24 protein-coding genes and 1 pseudogene are annotated in these 26,675 nt (G+C 62.9%); 13 read left to right on the plus strand and 12 right to left on the minus strand.

What is annotated here, in order from left to right; translation table 11 throughout:
* Positions 1-3: 3 nt before the first annotated feature.
* The 8 genes from AC3WQS_RS23425 to AC3WQS_RS23460 all read left to right on the plus strand — a co-directional run bounded on the left by AC3WQS_RS23425 (position 4) and on the right by AC3WQS_RS23460 (position 8,162).
* Entirely contained in the window at positions 4-861 is an 858-nt protein-coding gene (locus tag AC3WQS_RS23425; RefSeq protein WP_019746071.1) for an ABC transporter permease, read from the plus strand.
* Positions 858-1,700 (plus strand): ABC transporter ATP-binding protein, encoded by an 843-nt coding sequence (locus tag AC3WQS_RS23430; RefSeq protein ID WP_029256741.1) that lies wholly within the window; start codon positions 858-860, stop codon positions 1,698-1,700. The genes AC3WQS_RS23425 and AC3WQS_RS23430 overlap by 4 nt, the downstream gene beginning before the upstream one ends.
* Positions 1,684-2,727, plus strand: a complete 1,044-nt coding sequence (locus AC3WQS_RS23435) for an ABC transporter substrate-binding protein (protein ID WP_492712519.1) — start codon at positions 1,684-1,686, stop codon at positions 2,725-2,727. Before AC3WQS_RS23430 ends, AC3WQS_RS23435 begins: the two co-directional genes overlap by 17 nt.
* The gene (locus AC3WQS_RS23440) at positions 2,724-3,833 is read left to right on the plus strand and encodes an LLM class flavin-dependent oxidoreductase (RefSeq protein ID WP_355332922.1); all 1,110 of its coding nucleotides are present in this window, start codon (positions 2,724-2,726) and stop codon (positions 3,831-3,833) included. The genes AC3WQS_RS23435 and AC3WQS_RS23440 overlap by 4 nt, the downstream gene beginning before the upstream one ends.
* Positions 3,830-4,984, plus strand: a complete 1,155-nt coding sequence (locus AC3WQS_RS23445) for an LLM class flavin-dependent oxidoreductase (RefSeq protein WP_003946051.1) — start codon at positions 3,830-3,832, stop codon at positions 4,982-4,984. Before AC3WQS_RS23440 ends, AC3WQS_RS23445 begins: the two co-directional genes overlap by 4 nt.
* Positions 4,981-5,688 (plus strand): class II aldolase/adducin family protein, encoded by a 708-nt coding sequence (locus AC3WQS_RS23450; protein ID WP_020909735.1) that lies wholly within the window; start codon positions 4,981-4,983, stop codon positions 5,686-5,688. Before AC3WQS_RS23445 ends, AC3WQS_RS23450 begins: the two co-directional genes overlap by 4 nt.
* A 41-nt stretch (positions 5,689-5,729) precedes the next feature.
* Positions 5,730-6,671, plus strand: a complete 942-nt coding sequence (locus tag AC3WQS_RS23455; protein ID WP_141488107.1) for an ABC transporter substrate-binding protein — start codon at positions 5,730-5,732, stop codon at positions 6,669-6,671.
* Positions 6,672-6,911: 240 nt separating this feature from the next.
* Positions 6,912-8,162: a reverse transcriptase family protein gene (locus tag AC3WQS_RS23460; RefSeq protein WP_492712518.1), complete on the plus strand. Its 1,251-nt coding sequence runs from the start codon at positions 6,912-6,914 to the stop codon at positions 8,160-8,162.
* A gap of 13 nt (positions 8,163-8,175) precedes the next feature.
* Here AC3WQS_RS23460 and AC3WQS_RS23465 read toward each other — a convergent pair whose 3' ends face one another.
* From AC3WQS_RS23465 to AC3WQS_RS23475, 3 genes are read right to left on the minus strand one after another with little or no spacing between them, the layout of a single operon-like run.
* Positions 8,176-8,562 carry a RidA family protein gene (locus tag AC3WQS_RS23465; RefSeq protein WP_003946047.1) on the minus strand — a complete coding sequence of 129 codons (387 nt, stop codon included), beginning with the start codon at positions 8,560-8,562 and terminating at the stop codon, positions 8,176-8,178.
* Between the two features lie 42 nt (positions 8,563-8,604).
* Positions 8,605-9,417, minus strand: a complete 813-nt coding sequence (locus AC3WQS_RS23470) for an alpha/beta fold hydrolase (RefSeq protein ID WP_492712517.1) — start codon at positions 9,415-9,417, stop codon at positions 8,605-8,607.
* Positions 9,414-10,196, minus strand: coding sequence for an IclR family transcriptional regulator (locus AC3WQS_RS23475; protein WP_019746079.1), 783 nt, complete (start codon positions 10,194-10,196; stop codon positions 9,414-9,416). The genes AC3WQS_RS23470 and AC3WQS_RS23475 overlap by 4 nt, the downstream gene beginning before the upstream one ends.
* Positions 10,197-10,391: 195 nt before the next feature.
* Here AC3WQS_RS23475 and AC3WQS_RS23480 point away from each other — a divergent pair, with 195 nt between their 5' ends.
* Genes AC3WQS_RS23480 through AC3WQS_RS23500 form a run of 5 tightly spaced genes read left to right on the plus strand, consistent with a single transcriptional unit; the run spans position 10,392 to position 14,816 of the window.
* On the plus strand, positions 10,392-11,396 hold the full coding sequence (locus AC3WQS_RS23480; RefSeq protein ID WP_060939381.1) for an ABC transporter substrate-binding protein: 1,005 nt from the start codon (positions 10,392-10,394) through the stop codon (positions 11,394-11,396).
* A gap of 10 nt (positions 11,397-11,406) precedes the next feature.
* The gene (locus AC3WQS_RS23485; protein WP_492712516.1) at positions 11,407-12,189 is read left to right on the plus strand and encodes an ABC transporter permease; all 783 of its coding nucleotides are present in this window, start codon (positions 11,407-11,409) and stop codon (positions 12,187-12,189) included.
* A 2-nt stretch (positions 12,190-12,191) separates the two neighbouring features.
* Entirely contained in the window at positions 12,192-12,974 is a 783-nt protein-coding gene (locus tag AC3WQS_RS23490) for an ABC transporter permease (protein ID WP_492712571.1), read from the plus strand.
* Positions 12,974-13,780 (plus strand): ABC transporter ATP-binding protein, encoded by an 807-nt coding sequence (locus AC3WQS_RS23495; RefSeq protein ID WP_492712515.1) that lies wholly within the window; start codon positions 12,974-12,976, stop codon positions 13,778-13,780. The genes AC3WQS_RS23490 and AC3WQS_RS23495 overlap by 1 nt, the downstream gene beginning before the upstream one ends.
* Before the next feature lie 25 nt (positions 13,781-13,805).
* Positions 13,806-14,816 carry a YdcF family protein gene (locus tag AC3WQS_RS23500; protein ID WP_428690271.1) on the plus strand — a complete coding sequence of 337 codons (1,011 nt, stop codon included), beginning with the start codon at positions 13,806-13,808 and terminating at the stop codon, positions 14,814-14,816.
* 6 nt (positions 14,817-14,822) lie between these two features.
* Here AC3WQS_RS23500 and AC3WQS_RS23505 read toward each other — a convergent pair whose 3' ends face one another.
* The 9 genes and pseudogenes from AC3WQS_RS23505 to AC3WQS_RS23545 form a co-directional block, all read right to left on the minus strand.
* A complete protein-coding gene (locus tag AC3WQS_RS23505; RefSeq protein WP_492712514.1) occupies positions 14,823-15,656 on the minus strand; it encodes an NmrA family NAD(P)-binding protein in 834 nt (277 codons plus the stop codon).
* Between the two features lie 14 nt (positions 15,657-15,670).
* Positions 15,671-17,611, minus strand: coding sequence for a hydantoinase B/oxoprolinase family protein (locus AC3WQS_RS23510; RefSeq protein WP_069145277.1), 1,941 nt, complete (start codon positions 17,609-17,611; stop codon positions 15,671-15,673).
* The gene (locus tag AC3WQS_RS23515; protein ID WP_492712513.1) at positions 17,611-19,710 is read right to left on the minus strand and encodes a hydantoinase/oxoprolinase family protein; all 2,100 of its coding nucleotides are present in this window, start codon (positions 19,708-19,710) and stop codon (positions 17,611-17,613) included. The genes AC3WQS_RS23510 and AC3WQS_RS23515 overlap by 1 nt, the downstream gene beginning before the upstream one ends.
* Before the next feature lie 281 nt (positions 19,711-19,991).
* Positions 19,992-20,663, minus strand: a complete 672-nt coding sequence (locus AC3WQS_RS23520; RefSeq protein WP_492712512.1) for an SRPBCC family protein — start codon at positions 20,661-20,663, stop codon at positions 19,992-19,994.
* A complete protein-coding gene (gene cutA, locus AC3WQS_RS23525) occupies positions 20,660-23,182 on the minus strand; it encodes an aerobic carbon-monoxide dehydrogenase large subunit (RefSeq protein ID WP_019746089.1) in 2,523 nt (840 codons plus the stop codon). The genes AC3WQS_RS23520 and cutA overlap by 4 nt, the downstream gene beginning before the upstream one ends.
* Entirely contained in the window at positions 23,179-23,823 is a 645-nt protein-coding gene (locus AC3WQS_RS23530; RefSeq protein WP_029256750.1) for a (2Fe-2S)-binding protein, read from the minus strand. The genes cutA and AC3WQS_RS23530 overlap by 4 nt, the downstream gene beginning before the upstream one ends.
* Before the next feature lie 2 nt (positions 23,824-23,825).
* Positions 23,826-24,728 (minus strand): FAD binding domain-containing protein, encoded by a 903-nt coding sequence (locus AC3WQS_RS23535; RefSeq protein WP_084326381.1) that lies wholly within the window; start codon positions 24,726-24,728, stop codon positions 23,826-23,828.
* Positions 24,729-24,817: 89 nt separating this feature from the next.
* Complete coding sequence (locus AC3WQS_RS23540; protein WP_492712511.1) at positions 24,818-26,257, minus strand: uracil-xanthine permease family protein; 1,440 nt, start codon at positions 26,255-26,257, stop codon at positions 24,818-24,820.
* 292 nt (positions 26,258-26,549) lie between these two features.
* Positions 26,550-26,675: pseudogene (locus AC3WQS_RS23545) on the minus strand (aspartate aminotransferase family protein); the annotation flags it as partial.

The raw sequence follows: 26,675 nt of genomic DNA on the forward strand, positions 1-26,675 counted from the left end.
CCGATGGTGACGCTGACCCGGCCCGCACGAACGGCGTCGCCGTCAGTGGAGCATCCGCAACTCGAAACGCCCCGCTACCGGCGCAATCGCAGCAGGCCCAAGTGGGTCTCGATCCCCCTCCGCTTCCTCGTGCCCGCGCTGCTGGTTGCCGGATGGTGGATCGGATCCGCTACCGGACTGATCCGCGAAGAGATCCTGGCCGGACCTCCGGCGGTGTGGACGGCATTCGCCGAGCTGTACCAGTCGGGTCAGTTGGTCGACTTCGGTCTCGCGTCGCTTCAACGTGCTGCACTCGGTGTTTCGGTCGGTGTGATCGTCGGATTGGTGCTCGGGGTTCTCTCCGGTCTCTCCTCGCTCGGCGAAGAACTGATCGACTCGACCATGCAGATCAATCGCGCGGTCCCGTTCCTCGCGCTCGTTCCGCTGTTCATCGCCTGGTTCGGTATCGACGAAACTTTCAAGGTGGTCCTGATCGCGGTCGCGACCGTCGCCCCCATGTACGCGTACACCTACCTCGGTGTGCGCGGGGTCGATCGCAAGATGGTGGAAGCGGCACAGGGTTTCGGACTGACAGGTTGGCGACTGGTGTTCGGAGCGATTCTTCCGACCGCCCTCCCCGGTGTTCTGATGGGGCTTCGAATCTGCCTGTCGCTCAGCATCACCGGATTGATCGCCGCCGAGCAGGTCGGCACACGTGAGGGGATCGGATACCTGGTCACTCTGGCGCAGGAATACAACCGCACCGATTACATGGTTCTGTGCATCGTCATGTACGCGGCGCTGGGTCTCATCTTCGACGCCGTCGTCAGGCTGATCGAGCGGTACTCCATGCCGTGGCGGAGATTGTCGGTGGCGCGATGACGAACACGACCGTCGGCTCGCTGCCTACCTCCGAAGCACCTCTACCACCGTTGGCAACGCGTGAGCGGACCGGTACCACCGCGGCCGAACGACGAGCCGGATCACCAGTGGCAGTCTCACTCACCGGAGTGCGGAAGTCGTTCGGTGACAAGACTGTTCTGGGCGGCATCGACCTCGAGATCACACGCGGAGAGTTCGTCGTTCTCCTCGGCCCCAGCGGCACCGGCAAGACGACCCTGTTGCGAGTGCTCTCCGGTTTGGAAGCACCGGACAGCGGCGAGGTGCTGGTTCCGCGCGACCGCACGGTCGTCTACCAGGAACCGCGATTGATCCCGTCGAAGCGAGTTCTGGCTAATGTCACAGTCGGACAGAAGCGGTCACGTCAGGTGACCGACAATGCACGCAACGCACTCTCCGAGGTCAACCTCGCGGACAAGCACCGTGCCTGGCCGGCCACCCTCTCCGGCGGCGAGGCCCAACGCGTCGCATTGGCTCGCGCTCTCGTTCGCGAACCTGAACTATTACTGCTCGACGAACCGTTCGCGGCCCTCGACGCTTTGACCAGGCTCCAAATGCAAGACTTGGTAGGCGATCTGGTCGCCCGCCACCGTCCGGCTGTACTACTCGTCACGCACGACGTCGACGAAGCCGTACGACTTGCCGACCGCGTGCTCATCCTCGACAAGGGCGGGTTTGCCGTGGACGTCGACATCGACCTGCCACGCCCCCGCGATCGGAACGATCCCGAATCTTTGCGCTACCGAGCGAGTTTCCTGAAGGAACTCGGTGTCGGCCGCACCTTCCCCGACGGACAGGACAGTCATGACATTGATCGCTGATTCCGCAATCGACACACTCTGGTACACCCGCTGCCCCGTTCCCACCGCCAGCGGTCTCGCCAACAGTCTCGGTTGGCTCGACCGGACGGCAAACGAATCCGGAGTGCGTTTCGGCGTACTGCAAGATGCCGGACCGGAATTGGCAGTGCGCCATTTCGATCACCACCTCTCCGGACTCATTCGCGAGGGCGGCAACGTCCCCGCACTGGCCGCGCGTGCCAGTGGTTCTCCGACGCGGCTCATCGGGCTCACCTGGATCGACGAGGCCCAGGCGATCCTGGTGCGCGGAGACTCCGACATCCGAGAAGCAGGTCTTCTGGCCGGCGCTCGGATCGGAATCCCGGCCTGGGCTGCGGATCAGGCCAGGAGCTTTCCTCGCGCCATGGCCCTGCACGGCTTCGCCTCCGCACTTCGACTGGGCGAGTTGAGTTTTGCCGACGTCACCCTCGTCGAGGTTGCGACGACCGCAGCCCCCGAGGTCCGCACCGCCTCGTCCACCCGCAACACGACGTGGGGTGTCGAATCCCTGCTCCGCGGCGACGTCGATGCCATCTACGTCAAGGGCGCCCGCGCCCAGGAAGTTGCCCGCGAACACGGCCTCGCCGTGGCCGTCGATCTCGATTCCACTGCATCCCTCCGTGATCGCGTGAACAACGGCACCCCACGACCGATCACGGTTCATGCCGACCTACTCGAACAGCGCCCGGACATCGTCGTCGGTTTCCTCGCCGAGAGCCTGAGAGCAGCGGACTGGGCCGCAGCCAACATCGACGAGGCCCGAGCCGTGCTGCAGACCGAAACACAGTCCGGGCCCGAAGGTGTGGTGGCAGCCTACGGCGAGAACTTCCACACCGGACTGCATTTGAGCCTGTCGGACGAGCGTGTGGACCTGCTCGGCATGCAGAAACAATTCCTGTATGCGCATGGCTTCCTTGCCGCCGACTTCGACCTGCAGTCCTGGGTGGCGCACGAACCACTGGAACAGGCACGCGCACTTGTCGCCGCGCAGAAGGGCACAGAAGAATGACGGACGTCTACTGGGAGCTGCCCTCGCGCGGTGACGGACGCCGGGCCGTGGCCGCACTGAACAGTCGCGGCGGCTTCGGGCCACAGCGACCGACTACCGTCGCGACCGATGTTCGCCCCGGAAACTTCGGGCCCTTCGACGAATTGGCACAGATCGTTCTCGCAGCCGAACTGTCGGGCGTCGACGGCGTTGTCGCACCGTACGATCCGAATGGCGAAGAATCCTGGATCGTTGCTGCCGCCGCCCTACGTCAGACGCGTCATTCGCGAGTGGTCGTGGAGTTTCACCCCACTTTCGGCACCCCCGTCTACGCCGCCAAAATGTCGGCGACACTTCAGCGCCTGTCGGCAGGTCGTCTCGAATGGCGAGTGAAGGTAGAGACGGACCCCGAAGACGCCGCTGCTCGCGGAGACGCGGTTCGAGGAGCCGACCGCTACGCGCGCGCCGCGGAGTTCCTGACCGTCGCACGCGGTGTGTGGAACGAGGAAAAGATTCTCCCCGGCGGATTCGGCGGCACGGGTTACGACTTCGACGGCGAGTACTACGACGTACTCGGCGGCGGATTCCGAGGCATCTTGTCGGGACTCCGTTTTCCCCGAGTACATCTGACCGGAGACTCACCGGAAGCTCTGGAACTCTCGGCCCACCATGCCGATGTCCATCAGTTCACCCTTTCCGGTGGCGAGTTGTCGACACGGATCACCACCCTCGACGACCGAGCATCCGAACTCGGCAGGACCGTCGAGAAGGTCCTGCGCATCCCGATCATCGCGAGGGAGACAGCCGACGAAGCCTGGGCTCGCGTCGAACGGCAACTGAGAGAATCCGATTCCGCTGCACTCGAGATCGACCGGGGCGGCATCCTGTGGTCCGGATTCGACCGCATCGGCTACGAGCACAGTATCGGCCTCGTCGGAAGCTACGAGGAAGTGGCGCAGCGATTGTCGTCGTATCGCGATCTCGGCGTGGACGGTTTCGTCCTGTCCGGTCGGCCACACATCGAAGAGCTGCACCGGGCGGGCGAGCATCTCCTGCACCTGGTCGATCCCGAGGGTCGGATCCGCAAGGAAGAGAAGGCCACCACAGAAGAGAAGGCCACCGCATGAGCATCGATTTCTATTGGCGGATCGGGATGGAAGGCGACCACGCGTCGCTGCGTACTCCGCGTCGCTACAACCGCGGCGATGCCGGTGGATACGGGCCGGGCAACATCGCTCCCGCGATCCGCGGCGGCGAGTTGGACGGATACAGCTACATCGACCACATGGCCGCAGTGGCAAAGGCTTCCGAGTCTGCCGGCTTCCTCGGTGGACTGCTGCCGTCCTTCCCGATGACCGAGGATCCGTGGGCGACCGCAGCAGCGTTGGCCGCCGAGACCACCACGTACCGTTTCATGGTCGCGTTCCAACCAGGGTTCCTTCACCCGGTGCAGGCCGCGCGGATGTCGGCGAGTCTGCAGCGAGCAACTGGCGGACGTCTGGTTTACAACATCATCAGTGGTGGAGGCGGCGCGCCTCAGCTGTGGTGGGGCGACAAAGTCGACCACGACGATCGCTACACCAGGACATCCGAGTTCCTCGATGTCCTCAAGGGTGTGTGGGACGGCGAACCTTTCGACTTCGACGGTCGCTTCTTCCAAACCCACGGCGCTGCACTGCCACCCGGACTTGCCGGCCAGCCGTTTCCCGAGGTGTACTTCTCCGGATCTTCGGCAGCAGCCGTCGCCGCCGCCGGACTGCACTCCGATTACTACCTTTCCTGGCTGGAGCCGTACGCCGATCTGAGAGCCAAGATCGACGGCGTGCGGGAGAACTCGGCCAAGCTGGGACGCACCCCGAAGTTCGCCGTACGCATCGACGTCGTTGCCCGGCACACCGAAGAAGCCGCGTGGGCCGAGATCGAGAAAGGCTGGGCTTTCGTCGACAAGGGGGCCGCCGACCGCGCAGCGCAGGGTGATTCGGTGGGCGCCGCCCGCATCAAGGGGTGGGTGCCCGAACACATCACCGGTTACCGAGATCTGGAAGTGCAGCCCAACGTGTGGTGTGGCTTCAGCCTCATCCGCGGCGGACCAGCGTTCGGACTGGTCGGCAGCTACGAACAGGTCGCCGAAAGACTCGACGAGCTGCGCGAACTGGGCGTCGACGCCTTCATCCTCGCGGGTAACCCGCATCTCGAAGAGGCATACCGCGTCGGCGAAGAAGTTCTTCCCCTCCTGCAGCGCACCCCGATCACACCTTCTGGACTGGAGACTCGATGACCACCACCGAAACTCGACTCGACGCCGATACCGCAGCATTCGTCGAAGCAGCGCGCAAAGCAGCAGACAAGGCATTCGACGTCTTCCGCAAGACTGGAACGGTTGCAGCCAACGGGACCGTGAACTTCGTCGAACGCGTACCCGGCACCGAAATCGCGGTCGCCCTGAACGACCCGGGACCGTGGGCGGACGATCCGTCGGTGTCACCGGTTGTCGCTACGTTCGATGGAGAGGTGCTGTCCGGCAACGGATCGGCTGGTTTTGTCACCGGCTACGCGTCAGTGTTCCGTGAGCATCCGGAAATCACCAGCGTTGTCCACATCCACACTCCGTGGCTCGGCGGTTGGGCCCAGACACACCGGACGCTACCCATCCGATATGCGGCTTCGCAGAGGCTGACGCTCTCCCGAGAGATTCCGCCGCACATCGATCGGTCCCGTTCTGCGGGCGAGTTCATTCTCGAGCGTCTCGAACACGATCCCGATCTGGTGGCGATCTTCGAAGCCAACGGCGGGGTCAACGTCATCGGCCGCAGCGGGTTGCTCGACCTCGCGAAGTTCGTCGTCCTCCTCGAGGAAGGCGCGCAGTTCCAGGCGATCGCCGAAACCCTCGGCGGTTCGGTCGAATTCGATCCGTCCAACCTCACGGTCCAGTGGGGCCGTAGCGGACTCGCCGACGAGGCGCGTCGACGCGGCCTCATCTAGCCACCCCCATCACTGATTCAGAACAGGAAAGCGTAGATCTCATGACCGTTCGCGTCGGATACTTCCCACACAACAATTCACTGTTCGTTTTGCGCCACACCGGAATCCTCGAACGTCGTCTCCCGGACGTCGAGTGGGTGGACCTGCGTGAGCTTCCCGCCAAGCCTGCAGTGAACCCGGAAAACGCCTTGCCGACCCTGCACTCGGACTGGCTGTTCGAGGAGGGCGGATACGATGTGATCGGAACCGGATTCACGCCGCCGGTCACCGGATTGGCTCAGGGCCGCGATCTCGTCTACATCGGAATCTCCGGCCCCCGCGTGGAGAACGGGCGCCTGGTAGTCAAGGCAGAGTCCGAGATCAACACGGTAGAGGACCTGCGCGGCAAGCGCGTCGGCATCGCGCACGGATCATGGCAGACCACACTTTTGTTGTTCGCCTTGGATCAGGCGGGGCTGACCTGGTCCGACATCGTCCCTGTCGACACCGACGTGCGCGGTGGTGGAGCGGACCTCGTCGACGGCACCATCGATGCCTGGGTAGGGGCGTACCCGGGGCTGACCGACATCGAAGCGAACCACGAACTGCGCACGCTGATCGCCACCGACGGACTCTTCAGCCACCCCTCACTGTGGTTCACCCGGCGCGATTTCGCGGATACCAACCCGGAGGCCCTCCAGGCGATCATCGAGGCCCTGCAGGAATCCGACGCCTGGATCGAAGCCAACCCCCGCGAAGCCGCGCAGATCTTCGTCGACGACATCGAGAAGCGTGGCGGGTCCGCGAGCATCAATGCCTGGGAAGCTGCACTGCGCGGACGTCCTTTCGGTGTCAACCCGGTCACCGACGAGTTCCTCGACGAGCAGCAGCGCGCGGCCGATCTCCTGCTGAGCAACGGACTACTGCCGCAGGCGGTCACCGTCCGCGAAGCAGTCGTGCCGTGGATCAGCGAGTTCGTCGGTTCGGATCGTTCGTCGATCTGAGGGCCCACACCTGACAGATCCGCTTCACACGTGACAGATACCGAACGGTCTGCCATTGTGAAGGGATGCGGCGGCGCGTGGGTGAGAGTTGGTCCACGCGACCAGTCTCAGGGGTAACCCCTGGGTCGGCCAGAAGAATTGGATGCTGCGTCCACCGGCGTTCGGCACGCTCCGCGTGCTTGCCGCCGCACCGGACAAAGGATTTGGTCACCCCGCCCCGTCGCATCCCGGGGTCGAATCATGCGTGACTTCGAGCTCGATCCCGAGTTGGCGCGTCGTCTGGCCGTTGCGGCTGCTGATGCTCCGTGGACCCTCAGCGGCCTCGAGGAGGCATTCGGAACCGTCTTCGGCGTTTCCCCGACGCTCCTGGCCGTGCGCGTTCTCGACCTCATGCCCGCCCCACCGTTCGAACCGCAAACGCTGTACCGATTGCTTCGCGAACTACCTCGCCTGCGGCCTGTTCCTCTCTCACTGGACACCAATGAATCCTCGGTGTGGCAGTTCGACGTTCCTCGCTACAACACCAGTGTGGACCTGGCTCGTTCACTGGATCTGACGATCTCCGAACTCGAGTGGTTTGCCGACCGAGGGGATTGGCTCCGCACGAAACCCCTACCGCTACGCCACTACCGGCCCATGCAGATCAGCAAGAAGACCGGCGCTCGCCTCCTCGAGGTACCGAAACCTCGATTGCGCGAAATTCAGCGCAAGATTCTGCGCCGCATACTCGACCTGGTGCCCCCGCACGACGCGGCACACGGATTTGTCCGTGGTCGAAGCCCTCTGACTTTTGCAGCGCCGCACGCACAGTCGGAAATCGTGATCGGTGTGGACCTCGCGCAGTTCTTCCCCTCGATCAGCGGCAGCCGCGTCCACGCCGTCTTCACCGCCCTCGGCTATCCACCCGCAGTGGCAGAAGTTCTCACCGGATTGTGCACTGTTGCAACACCTGCCGATACCCTGCGCGGACTACCGTATGCACAGGCATCACAGCTACGCACCGCGCATCTTCCGCAAGGCGCGCCAACTTCGCCTGCACTGGCGAATCTCGTCGCACGCAAACTCGACATCCGCTTGAGTGGACTCGCACAAGCGAACTGGCTCACCTACACCCGATACGCCGACGACCTCGCGTTCTCCGGAATTGAAGTAGCCGACGTCGGAACCCTCCTCTGGACGGTCGAGCAGATCGCCAGGGACGAAGGGTTTGCCATCCATCCACGAAAGACCAAGGTGATGCGCCCTCATCGACGCCAACACCTCACCGGATTGGTGATCAACGACCAACCGTCGTATCCGCGTGACGACTACGATCGCTTGCGCGCCCTGCTGCACAATGCCGCCAGTACTTCTGCGCAGGAACAGAATCGGGACGGTATCGAGAACTTCCGCGCCCACATCTACGGCCGGATCGCTCACATCGGCGAAACCAGCACTACGCGCCGACGCACATTGCTGCGCCTGGCTGAACGTGTGGATTGGGACGGCTAGTGCCCGCGAGCAGTCAGACCCGCGGTGTGTACGCCATGCATTCGACCTCCATGTGCGCACCCAGCGCCAGTCCGTCTGTTCCGAACGCACTGCGGGCCGGCAGTCTCGACGCCGGGAAGTACTCGAGGTAGACCTTGTTGAACTCCTGCCAACGAGACATGTCGTCAAGCATGACAGTGCATTTGAAGATTGCTTCGACGCCGGAACCGTAAGCGATCAGCGAAGCCACGATGTTCTCCATGGTCTGTCGAGCCTGCGCTTCGAAGCCGTCGGCCAAAGTCCCGTCCGGGAGCATGCCGATCTGACCCGACAGATACAGAACGTCTCCGACGCGCACTCCGGTAGAGAACGGCGTATCGAAAGCGGGTGGGATGAACTCGACGGTCTGAGATGAATCCATTAGATCTCCTCGGAGTTGGAATATGCGTGACGAGTTGGTGTTTCAGCGCACTGGGCGGGCACGAACATCGGCCAGGAAGTGCGCCACCAACTCGTTCCACGCGTGTGGGTCCTCGAAGTAGGGGGAGTGGCCGCGGTCGGCAAGTTCGACCACTTCGGCGTGGGGCAGGAACTCGGCGGCGCTGCGAATCCGCTCGGGTGTCATCAAATCGTCCAGCTCACCCGCGATCAGCAGAACCGGCGCCGTCACCGCGGCAAGATCGCTCGGCGAGTAGTTGTGGGCCTTGAGAATTCGGAAGAACTCGGTGTCAGGTGGGCGATGGCCGAAGGTGCCGAGAGCTTGGTACAGGTATGCCCTCGCCATGTCCAAGCTCGGCAACCGTCCGCCCACAGCGGGGTGTTCCCCCAGTGGCCGCGCCGTGACGGGCACCGCGGTGAGGGGAGGTGCGCCGTCCGGACCGAATCCGACGGGAATGCCGCCGGTCGTGCAGGCCAGGACTACCGACTCCACCCGCTCCGGAACAGCGATCGCGGTCCCCAATGCGGCCCAACCGCCCATCGACTGGCCGACCACGTGCGCTCGATCGACCTCCAACAGGTTCATGATTTCGATCAGATCCGAGACTGCCGCTACCGGGCCGTGGTTGCCCTTTTCGTTGGTGGACCGGCCGAATCCTCGCTGATCCCAGCTGATTACCCGATAATGCTGAGCGAAGTACGGTACCTGTTGGTACCAGACCGCGGCGTTGCCGCCGAGCCCGTGCGTGAGAATCAGATCCGGGCCTTCGCCGGCAGTCTCGTACCAGACCCGTTCGCCGTCTGCGACGGTGATGAAGCCCTCGGTCCGTGAAATCATCCTTCTTCTCCTGTGTCGGACGGGCGCTTGCCCGAAGTGTGGTCAGTGAGGAGTTGCTGCACTTCATCGGTGGCCCGCAGCAGGTGTTCTTCGACCATTCGCGTCGTTTTCGCATCGAAGTCGGTATCGAACCCGATCACCGTCAACGCGCAGAGCGGAGATCCCTTGCGGGAAGACACTGCACGCGAGACCGAACCGATGATGTCCTGAGATCGTTTGTGTACAACGGCGAATCCGGTTTTCTGCGTCTCGGCTATGTCGGCGAGAAAGCCGGTGGGGCCTTCCAGCGGATAGCCACTCTTCTCCACCATCGCCAGGTAGGGCGCCCGGGTGTTGTCCTCGAGTGCCGCGACCAACGCGAGCGGACCCGCGAACCGGTGCGGCGGAAGTAGATCCCCGAGCATCCGAGTGATCATCTTGAGTCTCTCGGGACGCAGCGCCGCGATGATCCGCGTTCCGCCGCTCTCGAGAACCTGCAGATTCACCATCATGTCCGTGCTCTCGGACAGCACCCGCATGGTCGGATCGCACAAGGCCGCCAACGAGTGCGCTGCCGCTTCGTGGGAAACCTGCAGTGCAGCCGGGCCGGGGAGATAGCGACCGTCGTAGCGGAAGACCCAACCACGGTTCGCGAGTTCTCCGAGCACTCGGTGCGCAGTCGGGCGGAGCATCCCGACTTCTTCTGCCAGTTCGCTGAGCTTCATCGGCGTGGTCGAGCGCGCGATGGCCTCGAGTAGATCCAGCGCTTTGTCGACGGCGGACGCAGAACCCTTCGTCATCCGATCCCCTCCCGGTGCCGTGGATGTACCCGGCGATCCGAAATCTCGTGTTCTTGGAAAACCCTTGGCATTCGTCTTGGAAATTACTATAGTCACAACAATCGTTCCGGCGTACGGAATTCTTTGAGCGTCTTCACCTTCCCACCGGATTACCGGCAAGGAAGTCATATATTTCCCAGCGAGAGGCTTTCGGACATGACGGTTGGACATACCCTTCGGTCGACACCACGGTTCAGAGTTGTTGCCCTAGCTGCGGTCGCGACCGCAGCATTGGCACTGACCGGCTGCTCGAGCGACGCCACGGCCTCCGACGACGGGGGCACCCAGACCACCACGATTCGAATCGCACCTCAGCCGATCGCAGACTTCGCACCGATCTGGCTCGGAATGGAGCAGGGATACTTCACCGACGAAGGACTCGACATCCAACTCGTCGAGGGCGGCGCCAGTTCCTCGGCTCAAATTCCGTTGCTGCTCAGCGGAAATGCAGATATGGCAGCCACGACCGCCGCCGCCGCAATTCAGGCACGCAGCCAGAACATGCCCGTCACCATCGTCGGAGGACTCACGAATTTTGCCGCGAGTGACGGCGTCGACCAGTCCGGCCTCGTCGTCGCCAAAGACAGTTCCATCAGCGGCTTCCGTGACCTCGAAGGCAAAACCGTTGCGATCAGCGGATTGAAGTCCGTCAGCGAGGCAGTCATCTCTGCTGCGGTGGAGAAGTCCGGTGGAGCAGCGGACAAGATCTCGTTCATTCAGGCGCCCATGCCCAACCTCGGTGACCTTGTTTCCACTGGCGGAGCCGATGCGGCATTCCTCATCGATCCGTTCCTGAGCAAAGCAACCGACTCGGGGCTGAAGATCCTCGGCCACCCCTTCCCCTTGGCCGCGCCCGGTGTGCCAGGGACCTCGCTGGTCGCTTCGGAATCGTTTGTCGACGCGAACCCGGACTCACTCGCCAAATTCCGTACGGCGCTTGCCAAATCCGTCGACTACGCCAATCAGAATCCGGGCGCCGTCAAGGCTGCACTCTCGACACAAGCCAAGATTCCGCTCGAAATGCTGGCCAACAGCAAGAATCCTCAGTTCGTCGCAGTAGTGGAACCGGGTGCTCTGGGCACGGAGATCGAACTGCTGGTCAAGTACGGGGTACTGACGGATTCGGTCGAGGCCGAATCCCTGCTGACACCGGCCAACTGAGTTGTCCGCCTTGACAACCCTGCAGACTCGCCGCAGGCAGGTTCTGCTCGGTCGGCTGCTGACGCTCTTCGCGTTGGCAGCCGCCTGGCAGATCTTCGGAATGCTGGGCGGCGAGGACGTCAAAGGTATTCCGAAGTTCAGCGACGTGGCAGTGGCCCTTGTGAACGAACTCGGCACGTCATCGTTGTGGACATCACTGGGACAAACGGTGACCACCACGGCGATCGGATTGGCTCTGTGCCTGGTGATCGGAATCCCGGCAGGACTGCTGCTCGCCGCGCACCCGTTCCTGACGGTCTCCTCCCGTTTCGTCGTCGACTTCTGCCGAACCGTTCCGCCGCTCGCAATCATTCCGCTCTTTCTGCTGATCATGGGCCCGACGCAACGGATGGCGGTGGCGCTGATCGTGGCAGTAAGTGTGTGGCCGATTCTGCTCCAGACCATTCACGGTGTGCGCAACGTCGACCCGGAACTGCTGGCGACCGCACGCTCCTTCCGACTTCCGCTGTGGCGCAGACTCGCTCTCGTCGTCGCACCGGCGTCGATGCCCTACATCTTCACCGGGATTCGCATCTCGGCAACACTGAGCTTGCTGCTGACCATCGGTGCAGAATTGATCGCGGGCGTGCCGGGACTCGGTAAGGAGATCCTGCTGAGCCAATCCGTCCCCGATCGAATGTTCGCACTGATCATCGTCGCCGGACTACTCGGAATGCTGCTCGCCTTCGCCGTGATGGCGATCGAGAATCGTTTACTTGCTTGGCATTACATCCCGAGGAGGATGACGACGTGAAGATGATGTCAGGACTTCGACTCCTCGCGTGGGAGTTGTGGCTGCCGATCTTGATCGTCGTCGTATGGTACCTCGGTTCGGAGTCGAGCAAGTCGCCCTACTTCCCGCCACTGTCGCGTATCTGGAAAGCGTTTGTGGACAACTGGTTCGGTCCGGGATTCGCCCACGACGTCGTACCGAGCTTGACCAACCTTGCCTTCGGTCTCGCCGTGGCACTGGTGGTCGGCATCGGCGCCGGTCTCCTGCTGGCACTGTTCCCGCTGGCTGCCGATATTGCCGATCCGTTTCTCCAGTTCTTCCGCGCCATTCCGGCGCTGGCCGTATTGCCCGCCCTCTTCATCGTTTTCGGAACCGGTTCGACGGGTAACGTTGCCGCCATCGCCTTCGGTGCGGTCTGGCCGATACTCCTCAACACCCTCGACGGCATTCGCTCCATCGACCCGAGTATCCGATTGGTGGCGCGCAGCTACCGGATCCGTACACCCCTCCTGGTGACGCAGGTACTCCTCCCCGGAGCGATGCCACAGATAACGGTCGGTATCCGTACCAGTCTCGCGATCGGTGTCGTCATCATGGTCGGCAGCGAAATGTATGTCTCCACTGCAGGAATCGGCCACTTCGTGATCGTCGCGCAACAGACATTCGCCATCGCGGACATGTGGTCCGGAATTCTCCTGTTGGGAATCATCGGATACGTGCTCAACCTCGGATACGGCGTGATCGAACGATGGTTGCTCAGATGGCAGCCGCGGACCCACGACGCTCTCGCAGTGAAAGGAAACTGATGTCATCCACAGAACCTGCGGCATCGATACCCGCAGTCGAACTGAACGGCCTCGGGGTGACCTACGGCGGCCCCACCGGCCGCGAAGTGCTCCGCGGGATCGACCTTACGGTCGCACCGGGAGAAATCGTCTGCATCGTCGGCCATTCCGGCATCGGCAAAAGCACGCTGATTCGTTGCATCGCCGGTCTGCAGAAGCCGACCACCGGTGAGGTCCGCATCGCCGGGATCGCGATCGATGCACCGCCGGCCACTCTGGCTCTCGTGTCACAGGACTACGGACGCACACTGATGCCGTGGCTTCGAGTGGGCGAGAACGTTCGCCTGCCGCTGCGGGGCAACGGTCTGGCGCGGAAGGTTCAGAACGAGAGGGTTACCGATGCACTCGCCGTTGTCGGTCTAGGTGGTGCTGCGCGTTCCTACCCCTGGCAGTTGTCCGGCGGAATGCAGCAGAGAGTAGCGATAGCTCGCGCTCTCGCCTATCGGCCGCAGGTACTCCTCATGGACGAACCCTTCGCGTCGGTCGATGCGCAGACCCGCGCGGAACTCGAAGACCTGCTGCTGACGCTTCAACGTGATCTTGGTATCACCGTCCTCCTGGTCACCCACGACGTCGACGAATCGGTGTACCTGTCCGATCGAGTGGTCGTACTCGGCGGAACGCCGGCATTGATGCAGGACATCGTCGACGTCCCGTTGACCGGAGCTCGAGATCAACTGACCACCAAGGCGGACCCACTGTTCATCGAGTGCCGTACCAGGGTGCTGTCCGCAATCCAGCAGTCCAAAACGGTGGCGCCCGTGTAGTGGGCACCTCGCCTAGTCTGGCTCCGTGATCCTTCTCCTCATCGGCCTCGCGCTGCTCGGATTCTGCGGCTACCGGTTCAGGCAGGATCGGCGGAGGCTGAGCAACGGCGTCTATCTACTTCTCGGAGTGATCTTCACCGGTCTGTGGATGCTGCAGTCGGGTGCACCGGGGACCGAGATCCCGTCGTTCGTCATCGCGACGATCGCTCTGCTCTCGCCGTTGCTGGTGCTCCTGCTTGCAGGATTCCTGATCGTCAACGGGGTCACGATGCTGCGGCGCGAGGGATTCAGCGTGGCGAACCTGCTCTCCCTCGTCGCCGGACTCGGACTGCTCGTTCCCTACGTACTGCTCGCATCAGCGTTGCTGACGCAGAGATATTGGCTCGCAGTCGTTCTCGGATCGTTCAGCCTGGTCGCGTCGTACCTGGGGTTTCTGTTCACGAGCTTTCTGCTCTACTCCTACGTGTACGGACGCCAGAAGTACCAGCCCGGGATGGACGCGATAGTGGTGCACGGCGCCGGGCTTTCGGGTGCCGACGTGACGCCCCTGCTGGCCAGCCGTCTGGACAAGGCCGCGGACGTCTTCCGCGCCGAGGTCCGCGAAGGACGTTCCCCGCTGTTGGTCGTCAGCGGCGGGAAGGGATCGGACGAGGTGGTCAGCGAGGCTGAGGCAATGTGCGTCTACCTCGTCGATCACGGGATCCCGCGCGAGAACGTGATGCTAGAGGACCGTTCGACCACCACGCTCGAGAATCTCGAGTACACCAGGGACCTTCTCCGCGCCGACACCACGAAGCCTCGAATGGTTCTGGTCACCAGCAACTTCCACATACTCCGAACCGCAACGTTTGCCCGAAGCCTCGATCTGGACGCAGAAGTCGTCGGTTCCCACACCGCCCGGTACTACCTGCCGAGCGCTATTCTGCGCGAGTTCGCCGCCGTCACGGTGGAACACAAGTGGCTCAACGGAACGGTCTGCCTGATCCTCGCCGCCCTGCCCCCACTGGTTGTCTGGGCGGCAGGGGGCATTGCGTAGCAAGCCTCACCGCATCAGGCTCTCGACGCCCATCGGTCGGCGACCCAGAAGCAGTTCCACGGCAGCACTGCCCGCAAGGAAGTCGTGGTGGTTGTAGAACTCGAACATCGCCGCCAATCGTGAGCTCGCGTTGACGTCCAGGCCGCTGCCGATCTGTTCACGCCATTGATCCACGCTGATCTGTTCTATCGCGACGGTACGTGACGTCTGCTTCTCCACCATCTGTGCCACCTCCATGACGCTCAGAGCTTGCGGGCCGCCCACCTCGTACGTCGCTCCGTGATGCTCGCCCGGGCCCTCGCTCAGGACGACCGCGGCAACAGCTGCCACGTCCGCCAGACTCACGAACGAAAACCTCGTGTCCGCGCTGTACGGCACGACGATGGTCTCTGACCGACCCGTGAGTACCGCTTCGAAATTCTGCGCGTACGCACATGGTTGCAGCACAGTCCATTTCAAGGGAGAACGATGCAGTTCGTCCTCACACCTGGCTTTGTCCAGGTGATGCGGCATTGACGGGCTGAACGGCCACGCCACGGAGTGATAGACAAAGTGCTCCACCCCCGCCGAAGCCGCTGCCGTCAGCGCATTGCGAAGCAGTGCCGGCTCGTCGGGATGGACGTTCGGGGCAATGAAGTACACACCTCGGCACCCGGCGAGCGCCTTGCGCAGCCCTCTTCCCGTTTCGAGTTCTACCTCGAAGTCCCCGTCGACACGCGCCTTTCGCACCAGTCGCCGAGCTGTCACGCTCGGCGGCAGTGCAGCGACGACTGCCTCACCGGTCTTACCCGCGGCACCGATCACCGCGATGTCGGCGCCGCGAGCAATTCCGTTCTCCATGAGAGTTTTCCGTCCTAGACGTAGTCGTAGACCGCTGAGGTGGCGCCACCGGAAAGCTGCGCGTAGCCCGGACCCCGATCGAAGAAGGGTTCGTTCTCACCGCGCTCCGAGCGCAACTGATCCCGTAGCTCCGTGGTAGCAGCCTCGTCGACGGACGGCTCGTCACCCTCGATCATGACAACACCGTAGTCGTCGCGTGCGCCCTCTACGGAAACCTTGCGCCACTGAATGTCTCGCAAGACCTCTTCGATCGGGCGCTCCAGTGGATCTCCCCAACCGCCACCACCGGTGGTGCGAATCCGTACGACCTCGCCGGCCTTGATCGGCTCGGCATCGGTCAGCGCGTCGAACTCACGCTCGTTCGGTCCACCCGGATCCAGGACCACGGAGAACGGCCGACCGGCCTTGCCGCCCTTGACTCCCCAGCAGGCGAGGATCGAACGATCCGCAATGGACATGAAGTGCGCATCCTTGAGCATCCGGATGTGCTTCTCGTATCCCAGGCCGCCGCGGTAGCGTCCGGCTCCGCCGGAATCCATGGCCAGACCGAGCTTCTCGACGATGAAGGGGAAACGGCTCTCGGTGAATTCGGTCGGCAGGTTCCGTGAATCGGGAACGACGTGAATCGTATCCTCACCGTCGGCGTAATAGCGTCCGCCCGAACCGCCGCCGAGCACCTCACGCATGAGGTACGAGTGACCCTCGAAGTCTTCACCGTAAACGCCGGTGTACCTGATGGTCTCCTGATCGGCGGGCATGTTGCCGTCCACAGCCTTGGCGACGACGCCGGCCAGCACTCCGAGAAGACGGAGGATGACAAACGTGCGAGCGTTGGTGGGGGCAGGGAAGATCGGGGTGATCAATGTTCCCTTCTCGGGGAACTTCATCTCGATCAGCGGTACGACGCCCTCGTTGACATCCAGTTCGGCCATGCGCTCCGGGGTGTCCGCGAGGTTACGCAGAATCGGGGCCAACCACTTGATGAGGAAGTTTCCGTCCGCGTAGTCACCGCAGTGGTTGATCGGGCCCTTTGCCTGCGGTCCGGTTCCGTTGAAGTCCAGGATGAGTCGCTCGCCGCCCTCGTCCTCCGGCCGCGTCTTCGTGAGCGTGATGCGCTGGATGTGGAGCATCGGCTCGTCGACGCCGTCGTGCTCGGCGTAGTCCTCCCACGTGTACTCACCGACCGGGATCTTGCTGAGGATCTCGCGGCGGTACGTCTCGGTGGTCGCGTCCATCATCGCGTCGAAGCACGACTCGACGGTGTCGACTCCGTAGCGCTCGAACAATTCGGTGAGTCGACGCGCACCCATCAGGCACGCCGAGCACTCGGCGTCGAGGTCAGCTGCGAGAGCGTCCGGCATGCGGGAGTTACGCGTCATGATGCGCAGCGCCGCCTCGTTGGGAACTCCCTGGTCCCACAGTTTGATCGGCGGAACCATCAGTCCCTCTTCGTACACCGTGGTGGCGCCGGACGGCATGGAGCCGGGGCAGCAACCGCCGATGTCGTCGTGGTGACCGAACGCCTGAACGAACGCAACAACCTTCGGCTCGGCATCGGGAGTGACGCGGGCGAAGACAGGCACCGTGACACAGAGGTCGGGGAGATGGCCGATGCCACCTTCGGACAGGTAGACGTCGTTGTGGAAGTACACGTCTCCCGGCTTCATCGTCTCGAGTGGGAAGTCCCGGGCGATCGGATGAACCAGGGCGGAATACGAACGGCCCGTGAGCTTGCGGAGGTTCCGGTCGTGAATACCCGCGCGGAAATCGTGAGCGTCACGGATCATCGGCGAACGCGAGGTGCGCGAAATGGAGGTCTCGACTTCCATTTCCACGCTGGCGAGGTAACCGGCGACGATCTCGACCAGGATCGGATCAGGTGACGCGCCGTCGGTAGCGGTGAGTCGGTACGGCTTGGCCGCGGTGGCAGCAGCAGCATCGAGAATGGCGGTCATCACTTCACTCCGTTCGAGTCGGAAGACTTCGAGATACGAATGTTCCCGAAGGTGTCGATACGTGCCGAGAATCCGGGGTGGATCGGGACAGTCGAGCTGAACTCCTCGATCACGGCCGGTCCTTCGATGACGTCACCCGCACCGAGCAGCGTGCGGTCGTAGGTAGCAGTTTCGACCCAGCTGTCGAAATACGATTGCCGCGAACCGGTTCGGGCGTTGTCGGCGCCGGTGCCGGCGGGGATCTCCTTGAGCGTCGGACGCTTGATCGGGCCGATGCCGCTCACGCGCAGGTTGACCCATTCCACGTGCTGCGACGGGTCTCCCCGGAAGTCGTAGCCGTACAGTTCGCGGTGCGCCTGATGGAACGCCTCGGCCGCGTCGTCCATGATCTGCGCCGTGACGGTACCTTCCGCCACCGGGACGCGTACCTCGAAGGCCTGACCGAGGTAACGCAGATCCGCAGTACGGGAGTACTTGCGCTGCGTCTCGTCGAAACCCTCTTCGGCGAGCGCGATCTCGGCTTCGCCGGCCAGCGCGTCGAACTGACTCTGCAGGTCTTCAGCCTTCAACCGGTCGTGACGACTGACATGCGTCTGGACGTAGTCGTTGCGGACATCGACCGTCAGCAGACCGAACGCGGAGACGTTACCCGGATTGAGCGGGACAAGAACGTCTTTCAGACCCAGGATGTCGACGAGACGGCAGGCGAGCAGGGAGCCGGAGCCGCCGAACGTCACGAGGGTGAAGTCGCGAACGTCGAGGCCACGCTTGACCGTGATCTGACGCAGGGCGTTGGCCTGGTTCCACGCCGAAACCTCGAGGACACCGACCGCACACTCCTCGAAGCCCAGACTGAGCTGTGTTGCAAGCTCTTCGAGGCCCTTGCGTGCCAGTTCTGTGTCGAGGGGAATTTCGCCGCCGAGCAGATGGGGTGGGATGCGCCCGAGCAGGACGTGCGCGTCGGTGATGGTCGGTTCGCTGCCGCCCTTGCCGTAGCACAACGGTCCGGGATCGGCGCCCGCCGACTGAGGGCCGACTCGGAGGGTGCGTTCCGGCGTCATCCACGCGATCGAGCCACCTCCGGCGCCGACGGTCACGACGTCGATCATCGGGATCTTCGAGGGGTAGTTGCCTACTCGCCCTTCGGTGGTCAGCGCGGGCTCGCCGCAAACCACGACGGTGACGTCCGTCGATGTTCCGCCGCCGTCACAGGTCAACACCTGCTCGACGCCGGCCGCATCGGCGATCAGCGCAGCACCGAGAGCTCCGGCAGCCGGTCCCGACAGGACTGTCGTAATAGGCTGGTGAACAACCTCTTTGGCTGACAGGACACCGCCGTTGGACTTCATGACGTAGAACGGTATGTCGCGGGGTTCGCCGTCGGTGGTCGAGAACTCACGCAGACGATTCGCGATGTTGTTCACGTAGTTTCGGATGTTCGGCTTGACCGCGGCGTCGACGAGAGTGGTGATGGACCGCTCGTATTCGCGGTACTCACGAAGCACCTGGCTCGAGATGCTCACCGTCGCATCGGGGAAGACCTCGAAGAGGATGTCGCGAACGCGCTCCTCGTGCGTCGGATCGGCGTACGAGTGCATGAGGCAGACGCCGATGGTCCGGATGCCGCGGTCCTTGAAGAACTGCGCTGCGCTGCGGACGCTCTCTTCGTCGAGCGGACGAATCTCGCTGCCGTCGAAGGAAAGCCGTCCACCGACGGTGCGTACACGATCGGCGGGAACGATGCGTTCGGGCTTGACCCAGAAGTACGAGTTGCCGTAGCCGTCCGGCACCGACTGACGAGCGATTTCGAGAACGTGTTCGTAGCCTTCGGTGGTGATGAAGCCGAGGTTCTCGACCTTGCCTTCGAGCAGCTTGTTGGTCGCAACGGTCGTGCCGTGGCTGACCGCACCGATCGAGTCGCCGCTCTCGCCGAGCTTGGCGAGCACTTTCTCGATACCGGCGAGAAAGCCCTCGGCGGGATCCGCCGGGGTGGACGGGGTCTTGGTGGTGACGATGGCGCCGGTTTCGTCGTCCACTGCCACGATGTCGGTGAACGTTCCGCCGGTATCGATACCGACCCGAATCTTCCTGGGTTCCACGCTTCCTCCTGAGATCTTTGGCTCGTCTCGTCTGGTACCGATCGACGGTTGTGGCCTAGCCGGTGAGTGGCTCGTACCTGACGTGTAGTGCTATTCCACAGGTTCGGAAGGGCGGATTCTTTGTCACAATTCGCCGAATCGGGGGACCAAGGTTCGGCGCACGATCACGAGCGGATCTTCGCCGGCGCCTCCATGGGTTACGCGGACGTGAAAAACGCCCCGAACCTGGTCGGTTCGGGGCGTTTCCCTCATCGTGAATCAGCTGTTGACACCTGAGTGAACTACTCGCGACAACCAGAACGCGCCAGGAATCCGCCTATAGCAACACCTGACAAAGCAATGGCTGCGCCGACGACGGCGCTGACCATCACCGTGCGAGCATCTGTGCCACCCGCTGTCGGTGCAGCGACCGGAAGAACCGCCGGTGCCGCAACAGCTCCGGAAACCACCGGCGCGCCTTCGACCGCCACTGTCGGTATTGCCGCCGCCACGGCGGCAGTGACCTTCTCGGGGATGCCGTTGGCAATGACGCCGTCGATGCTCTTGAAGAACACCCCGGCCATCTTCTTGGCTACACCGGTGATCATGCGCTGCCCGACGCCGCCGACCATCCCGCCGACCACGGCATCGGCGTCATACGAAAGCAGCGTGCCACCCTCGTTCTCCGTCAAGGTGACCGTGACGTCCGCCTTCACCGTGCCGGGAGCACCAGCCCCCGAAGCCGTCATGACAAACGAATTGGGCCGATTCTGTTGCGACAGAACAACCTCGCCGTCGTAGACGCCCTTGATCGACGCAACTCCGGCCATGATGGAGAGCTTGTAGTGATTGTCCGTGAGCTGCTCGAGCGACTGCACACCGGGAATGGTCGCGGCCAGTACACGACCGTCCTGGAGCTTGTCGTAGACCTCTTCGCGAGGTGCCGTCAGCTGCGCGGTGCCGGCGATTCTCATGCATTCTCCTCTGATGACGAACCCGCATGTGCGAGTCGAAGTTCGAACAGTTCGGACGGTGAAATGGGCATGGACGTGATCGAGATTCCTTCGGCGTCCTCGATGGCGGCCGCGATGACGGCGCTGGTGGGGATCACACCGGCCTCACCGGCACCCTTCATTCCGAGTGGGTTGAGCCCTGACGGCGTGACGGTGTGATCCATCTCGAGCGAATCCGGCATCTCGGTGACGAACGGCATCAAGAAGTCCATGTACGACGCGTTGAGCATCTGCCCGTGCTCGTCGTAGACGATCCGCTCGTAGAGTGCGCCGCCGATACCTTGCGCGACGGCGCCCATGACCTGACCTTCGACGATGCGGGGGTTGATCACGTTTCCGCAGTCGTGGATGACGACGTAACGACGGACCGTGATCTCGGCTGTCACGGGATCGGTTTCGACGATCGCCGCGTGCACTCCCGAAGCGAAGGTGGAACTGGGCGGCGAGTAGTAGCCTGTTGCTTCCAGACCGGGCTGCTCACCCTCGGGAATCGGCGGCTTCGACATGTCCGTGTCGGTCTTGGCGAAACCGGTGGCCAGCTTCGACTCACGGTCGAACGCATATCGTAGCGGGTTCGACAGCACGGCAACAACACTCAGCGGTACGGACGTACCTTCCACACCGGCTTCGGTGCCGATCTTGCACACGTGGCCTTCCCGGAGTTCCAGTTCGGTTTCCGGCAGATCCAAGATTCCGGAGGCGATCTTCTTCGCCTTCTCCGCGACCATCTGCGCCGCGACGTGGAAGGCCGAACCCGACATGACCGCCCCACGCGAGGCGAAAGTGCCTACGGCATAACCGAACCGGCGGGTATCACCCGTGACGATCTCGACGTCGGAGACCTTGACTCCGAGATCGTCCGCAACGATCTGGGCGAACGCGGTCTGATGGCCTTGGCCTTGCGTCGTCAAGCCTGTTGCCGCCTTGACCTTTCCGGACGTCTCGACCACGACGTGGGCACCCTCGTAAGGTCCCGGGCCGGTTCCCTCGACGTACGCACCGATACCGATTCCGACCGACCGCCCTTCGGCGCGAGCCTTCCTCTGGTACTCGGGAAATCCGTCCCAGTCGATGAGCTTCTTGAGCTTGTCGATGCCCGCCTGGTAGTCGCCCGTGTCGTAGATCAACGGGCGTCCGTCCTGGAACATCAGGCCGAAGTCGTACGGCATGTCCTCGGGGCGAATGAAGTTCGCCTCCCGCACCGCGATCTTGTCCTTGTTCAGGTACTTGGCGATGGCGTCCATGGATCGCTCCATAGCGAACACGGCCTGCGGACGTCCGGCACCTCGGTACGGGGTCACTATGACCGTGTTGGTGTACAGCGAATAGGCGTTGACCCGGAACGACTTCGGCTTGTACGGCCCGAGAACCTGCGTCGCGGTGTTGATCATGACGATGATCCCGTACGGCAGGTAGGCACCGTTGTCGTGCCAGAACGTGAAGTCGAACGCCAACAGGCGACCCTCGTCATCGAATCCGATGTCGACCTTCTGGATCTGCCCACGCTCGTGCGCGCTCGAGATGAAGTGCTCACGGCGATCCTCGACCCACTTCACCTCACAGGAGATGCCGGCCTGGCCGAGGCGTCGAGCGGCCCACGTGATCATCACTTCTTCGGGCCACGGGTGAACGATCTTGACGCCGAATCCACCGCCGACGTCAGGAGCGATGCAGTGAACCTTGTTCAGCGCCATCCCCAATCGCGCGGCGATTGCGGCGCGGGCGGACGTGGAGGTCTGGGTGGAGGTCCAGAACGTGAGGGTGTTCTCGTCGCCGTCCCAGCGCGCGTAGACACCCTTGCCCTCCATCGGCATGGAAGCTGAACGCTCGATTTCGAGATCCAGCGTCAGTCGGTGCGGCGCGGCGGCCAGTTCGGCATCCAGATCTCCGAACCCGTGCTGCAGGTGAGCGGCGACGTTGTCCGGAACGTCGGCGTGGACGGCGTTGGCGGCGGTGCGAGCGACGTCGATCCCCACTACAGGCTTCAGCGCCTCGTAGGTGACGTCGATCTTCGCGCAAGCGTCCTCGGCGATGTACCGGTTGTCGGCGACCACCATGGCGATGGCTTCGCCGACATGCTTCACCTCGTCCTTCGCGAGGGGATACCCGTTGCGCGGAGCGATGATTCCCGGATGCGGAATGAGCAGTGGCAGGTTCTCCGCCATTTCCGGCGTGTCGGCCAGGAGATCTTCGTAGGTGTAGATGGCATGCACACCAGGCACTTCCAGCGCCTGGTCGATGTCGATGTCGATGATTCGCGCATGAGCGTGCGGCGACCTGACGAATGCCGCGATCAGCGCGTTGTGGCCCAGATCGTCGAGGTATCGCCCCTGACCGCTGAGCAGACGCGTATCTTCCTCGCGCGGAATCGGTTTACCGAAGAACTTGCCGTCGTCGGCAACCGAATGATCGGCCGTCGAATGATCGGAAGCGGGGTGCTTCGCCCCGTTGCGCTTTGCTGGTTTGACCGGAGTACTCATGCCTTACCCGCCCGTCCTCCGACGGGATTCGTCGTTCCCCGCACCTTGCGATCCAACGCCTCCCGAGTGGACGCGTCGTCGATTCCGAGCGGGAACTGCCCGGCCCGTTCACGCTTGATCTCGGCTGCGCGCAGAACCGACGCCCTGATGTTCTGGTATCCCGTACAACGGCAGAGGTTTCCCGCGATCGCGTCGGTTGCTTCCTCACGTGTGGGATTGGGGTTCTCCTCGAGAAACGCCGCGATGGTCGTCACGAATCCCGGTGTGCAGAATCCGCACTGCAAACCGTGACAATCCTTGAACGCCTGCTGAACCGGATGCAAAGTACCGTCCGGCTCGACGAGGCCTTCGACGGTCGTGATCGATCGACCTTCAAGGCTGGCAGCGAGGACGAGGCAGGACCGAACCGGCTTTCCGTCGAGCAGCACGGTGCACGCACCACACACGCCGTGTTCACAACCGACGTGCGTGCCCGTCTTACGGAGGTGGTGACGAATGGCATCCGAAGCCAAAGTGCGGGAGGGAAGAACGACGGTGCTCGTCACCTCGTTGAGCGTGAACGTCACGGCCACATGGTGCTCACCGGTGTCTGCTGCCAACTCGGCAAGTTGATCATCGATGGAGCGATCGTTTTTGGACATTGTCACCACTTTCCTGCCAGTACTGCGTTCTCACTGAGAGCATCCGTTGCCGCCGCGAAGCCGACCCGCGCCGTGAGCGCGGACACCAACTGCGAGCGGTACGCCGCCGTCCCGTGAATGTCTGCCTCGGTATCTATCTGCGCGCGGGCGCATTCTCCGAGAGTGCGCCATCGCGGGTCTCGCTGATCCGTCGCGGACGCCCCCGCCAGCACGTCCGTGTAGTCCACGACCTGCCCCAGCTCTCCGGCGGACACGTACGTCATGTGCGCTTCGGCCACCAGACTGTCGACCACGCGAATCCGGGCGACGACGCCGACCAGTGCATAGTCACCGTGACGACGCGCGATCTCGTCGATGGCGGTCCCCACTCCGGGTTCGGCGCCGGGCACCGACACCGACACCGCGATCTCGTCCGATTCCAGGCTCGACTCGAGAGGACCGGCAAAGAGATCCGTCGACGCGATCTCGCGGGTGCCACGCACCGACTGGACGGTCACGCTGCCGCCGAGCAGTGTCAGGACTGCCGGCATCTCCGCCGACGGGTCGGCATGGACGATGGAACCGACGCTCGTCCCGCGGTTACGGATCGTGGGGTGCGCTACCAACTGCAGAGCACGGTTCAGTAGAGGCTGAACTCGACGAGCACCTTCGTCGGCCGCCAGCACCGAGTGCGTGGCCAGGGCCTGGAACCGCACTCCTTCGTCTTCGGACGAGGTCACCGAAGCGAGGTTCGGGATCGATCCGATGTCGACGATGTGGGCGGGCGCGGCGAGGCGCATGGACAGCAGCGGCACAAGCGATTGCCCACCGGCGAGCACCTTCCCCTCGTGAGAGACCTCGGAGAGGATTCGGCACGCGTCCTCGACCGAGGACGGTCGGTGATAAGTCAGCGGCGACGGTTTCATTACTCAATCCTGCCTCTATGAGTCACTTCACGTTTTGTGCAGATGTGACAACGGTCACGGGTCATACCTGGCATACATTCAACTTGGCATCACGTGAGCTGCGCCACGGGCTCTTCCCGTTCGTCATCTGACGTATCCGGACCCGTCGTGGAGCCCGGTCGCCTGCCGGGCTCCGGCCTGTTCAGTTCGGGGTTCCTGGACCCGACGAACTGGCAGAAGTGGTACATCACGATCAAGACGATGGTGCCGAGCGCGATGCCTCCGAGTGAGAACGTGTCACTGAACTTCAGAGCCGTGTCGCCGATACCGATGATCAGACCGGCGGCGATCGGCATCAGATTCAGCGGATTCCCGAAGTCGACACCGTTCTCTTTCCAGATCTTGGCGCCGAGCAGACCGATCATGCCGAACAGAACCACAAGAATTCCGCCGAGAACGCCGCCGGGAGTCGCCGCCACGACCGCCCCGAACTTGGGGGAGAAGCCGAGCAGGATCGCGATGACACCCGCGATCACGTACGCGGCGGTCGAGTACACCCGAGTGGCCGCCATGACACCGATGTTCTCGGCGTGTGTCGTCGTGGGAGAGCCGCCTACTGCGCTGGCGATGGCGGTGGCAAAACCGTCACCGGCAATTGCGCGTCCGATGTACGGGTCGAGATCGTCGCCCGTGATCTCGGCGACGGCCTTGACGTGACCGGCGTTTTCCGCGACCAGTGCGATGACACCGGGAAGGACCAGAACGATGAACGTGAGGCTGAACAAGGGAGCGTGGATACCGACGATTCCGTTGGCTTCGTCCGAGAACGGCGGCAACCCGAACCACGACGCCGAGTGCACCGAATCCCAGTTGACACGAAAGTGCTCGGTGGGTGCTCCACTACCGCCGGCGGACGTGATCGGACCGGAGACCCGGTCGAGGACCCACGAGAAGATATAGCCGAAAACCAGCGCGACGAGAATGGCGATACGTCCCAGGAAGCCGCGTAGCGCAACGCTCATCACGATCAGGGCAACCATCACGATCAGTGCCACCCATTGGTCCTGCGGCCAGTACAACCCCGCGACAACGGGCGCCAGGTTGAAACCGATCAGCATCACCACAGCGCCGGTGACCACCGGCGGTAGCGCTTTACTGATGACGCCACCGCCGAGAAAGTGGATGGCGATGCCGACGAATCCCAGAACCAACCCCGACACCAGAATCGCACCGGTCACTTCCGCCGTCGTTCCACCCTGAGCACGAATAGCGGCAACGCCGCCGACAAAGGCCGCCGACGTACCGAGGTAACTGGGGACGCGTCCTTTGACCACCAGCAGGAAAAAGAGCGTACAAAAGCCCGACATCATCACGGCAAGTTGAGGATTGAGCCCCATGATGATCGGGAAGACGAACGTCGCGCCGAACATCGACACGACATGCTGGCCACCCAACCCGATGGTTCTTCCCCAACTGAGTCGCTCGCCGGGAGCGACCACTTCACCGGGTCCGATGTTCTTTCCGTCTCCGTGCAACGTCCAGATCGGCATGACGAGACCTTTCGCGAAGGAGGAAGGTGTTCGAAATGCTTTGTGCCCCAGCTCACAAACACCGTGTCTGGAGTGAAACGCTAATGCAGCAATCAGATTTGGACGTGATGACAATCTGCCAGAACCCACCCACCGAGATTGGCAACAATGGTGGCAGATGACGCGGGCAGGGGTCATCGTCAGTGCTGGAGACAGTTTCGACCGAAATGAGGACCGCGCCGCGAAGGGCCCAAACATTTTCTTCGGCTTAATGATTCCGTAACACGATGTCTGTCAACGGAAAACGAGGTACCTAGCCCAGGGCTGCGAGGATCCCTGCTGCCATCTCCGCGACCTGATCATCGGTCATGACGAACGTCGGCGAAATCTGCATCGCACCCTGACCCGCCGCGCGACCCGAAATACCGTGCTCACGCAA

The sequence above is a fragment of the Rhodococcus sp. FW305-130 genome, from assembly GCF_058788335.1.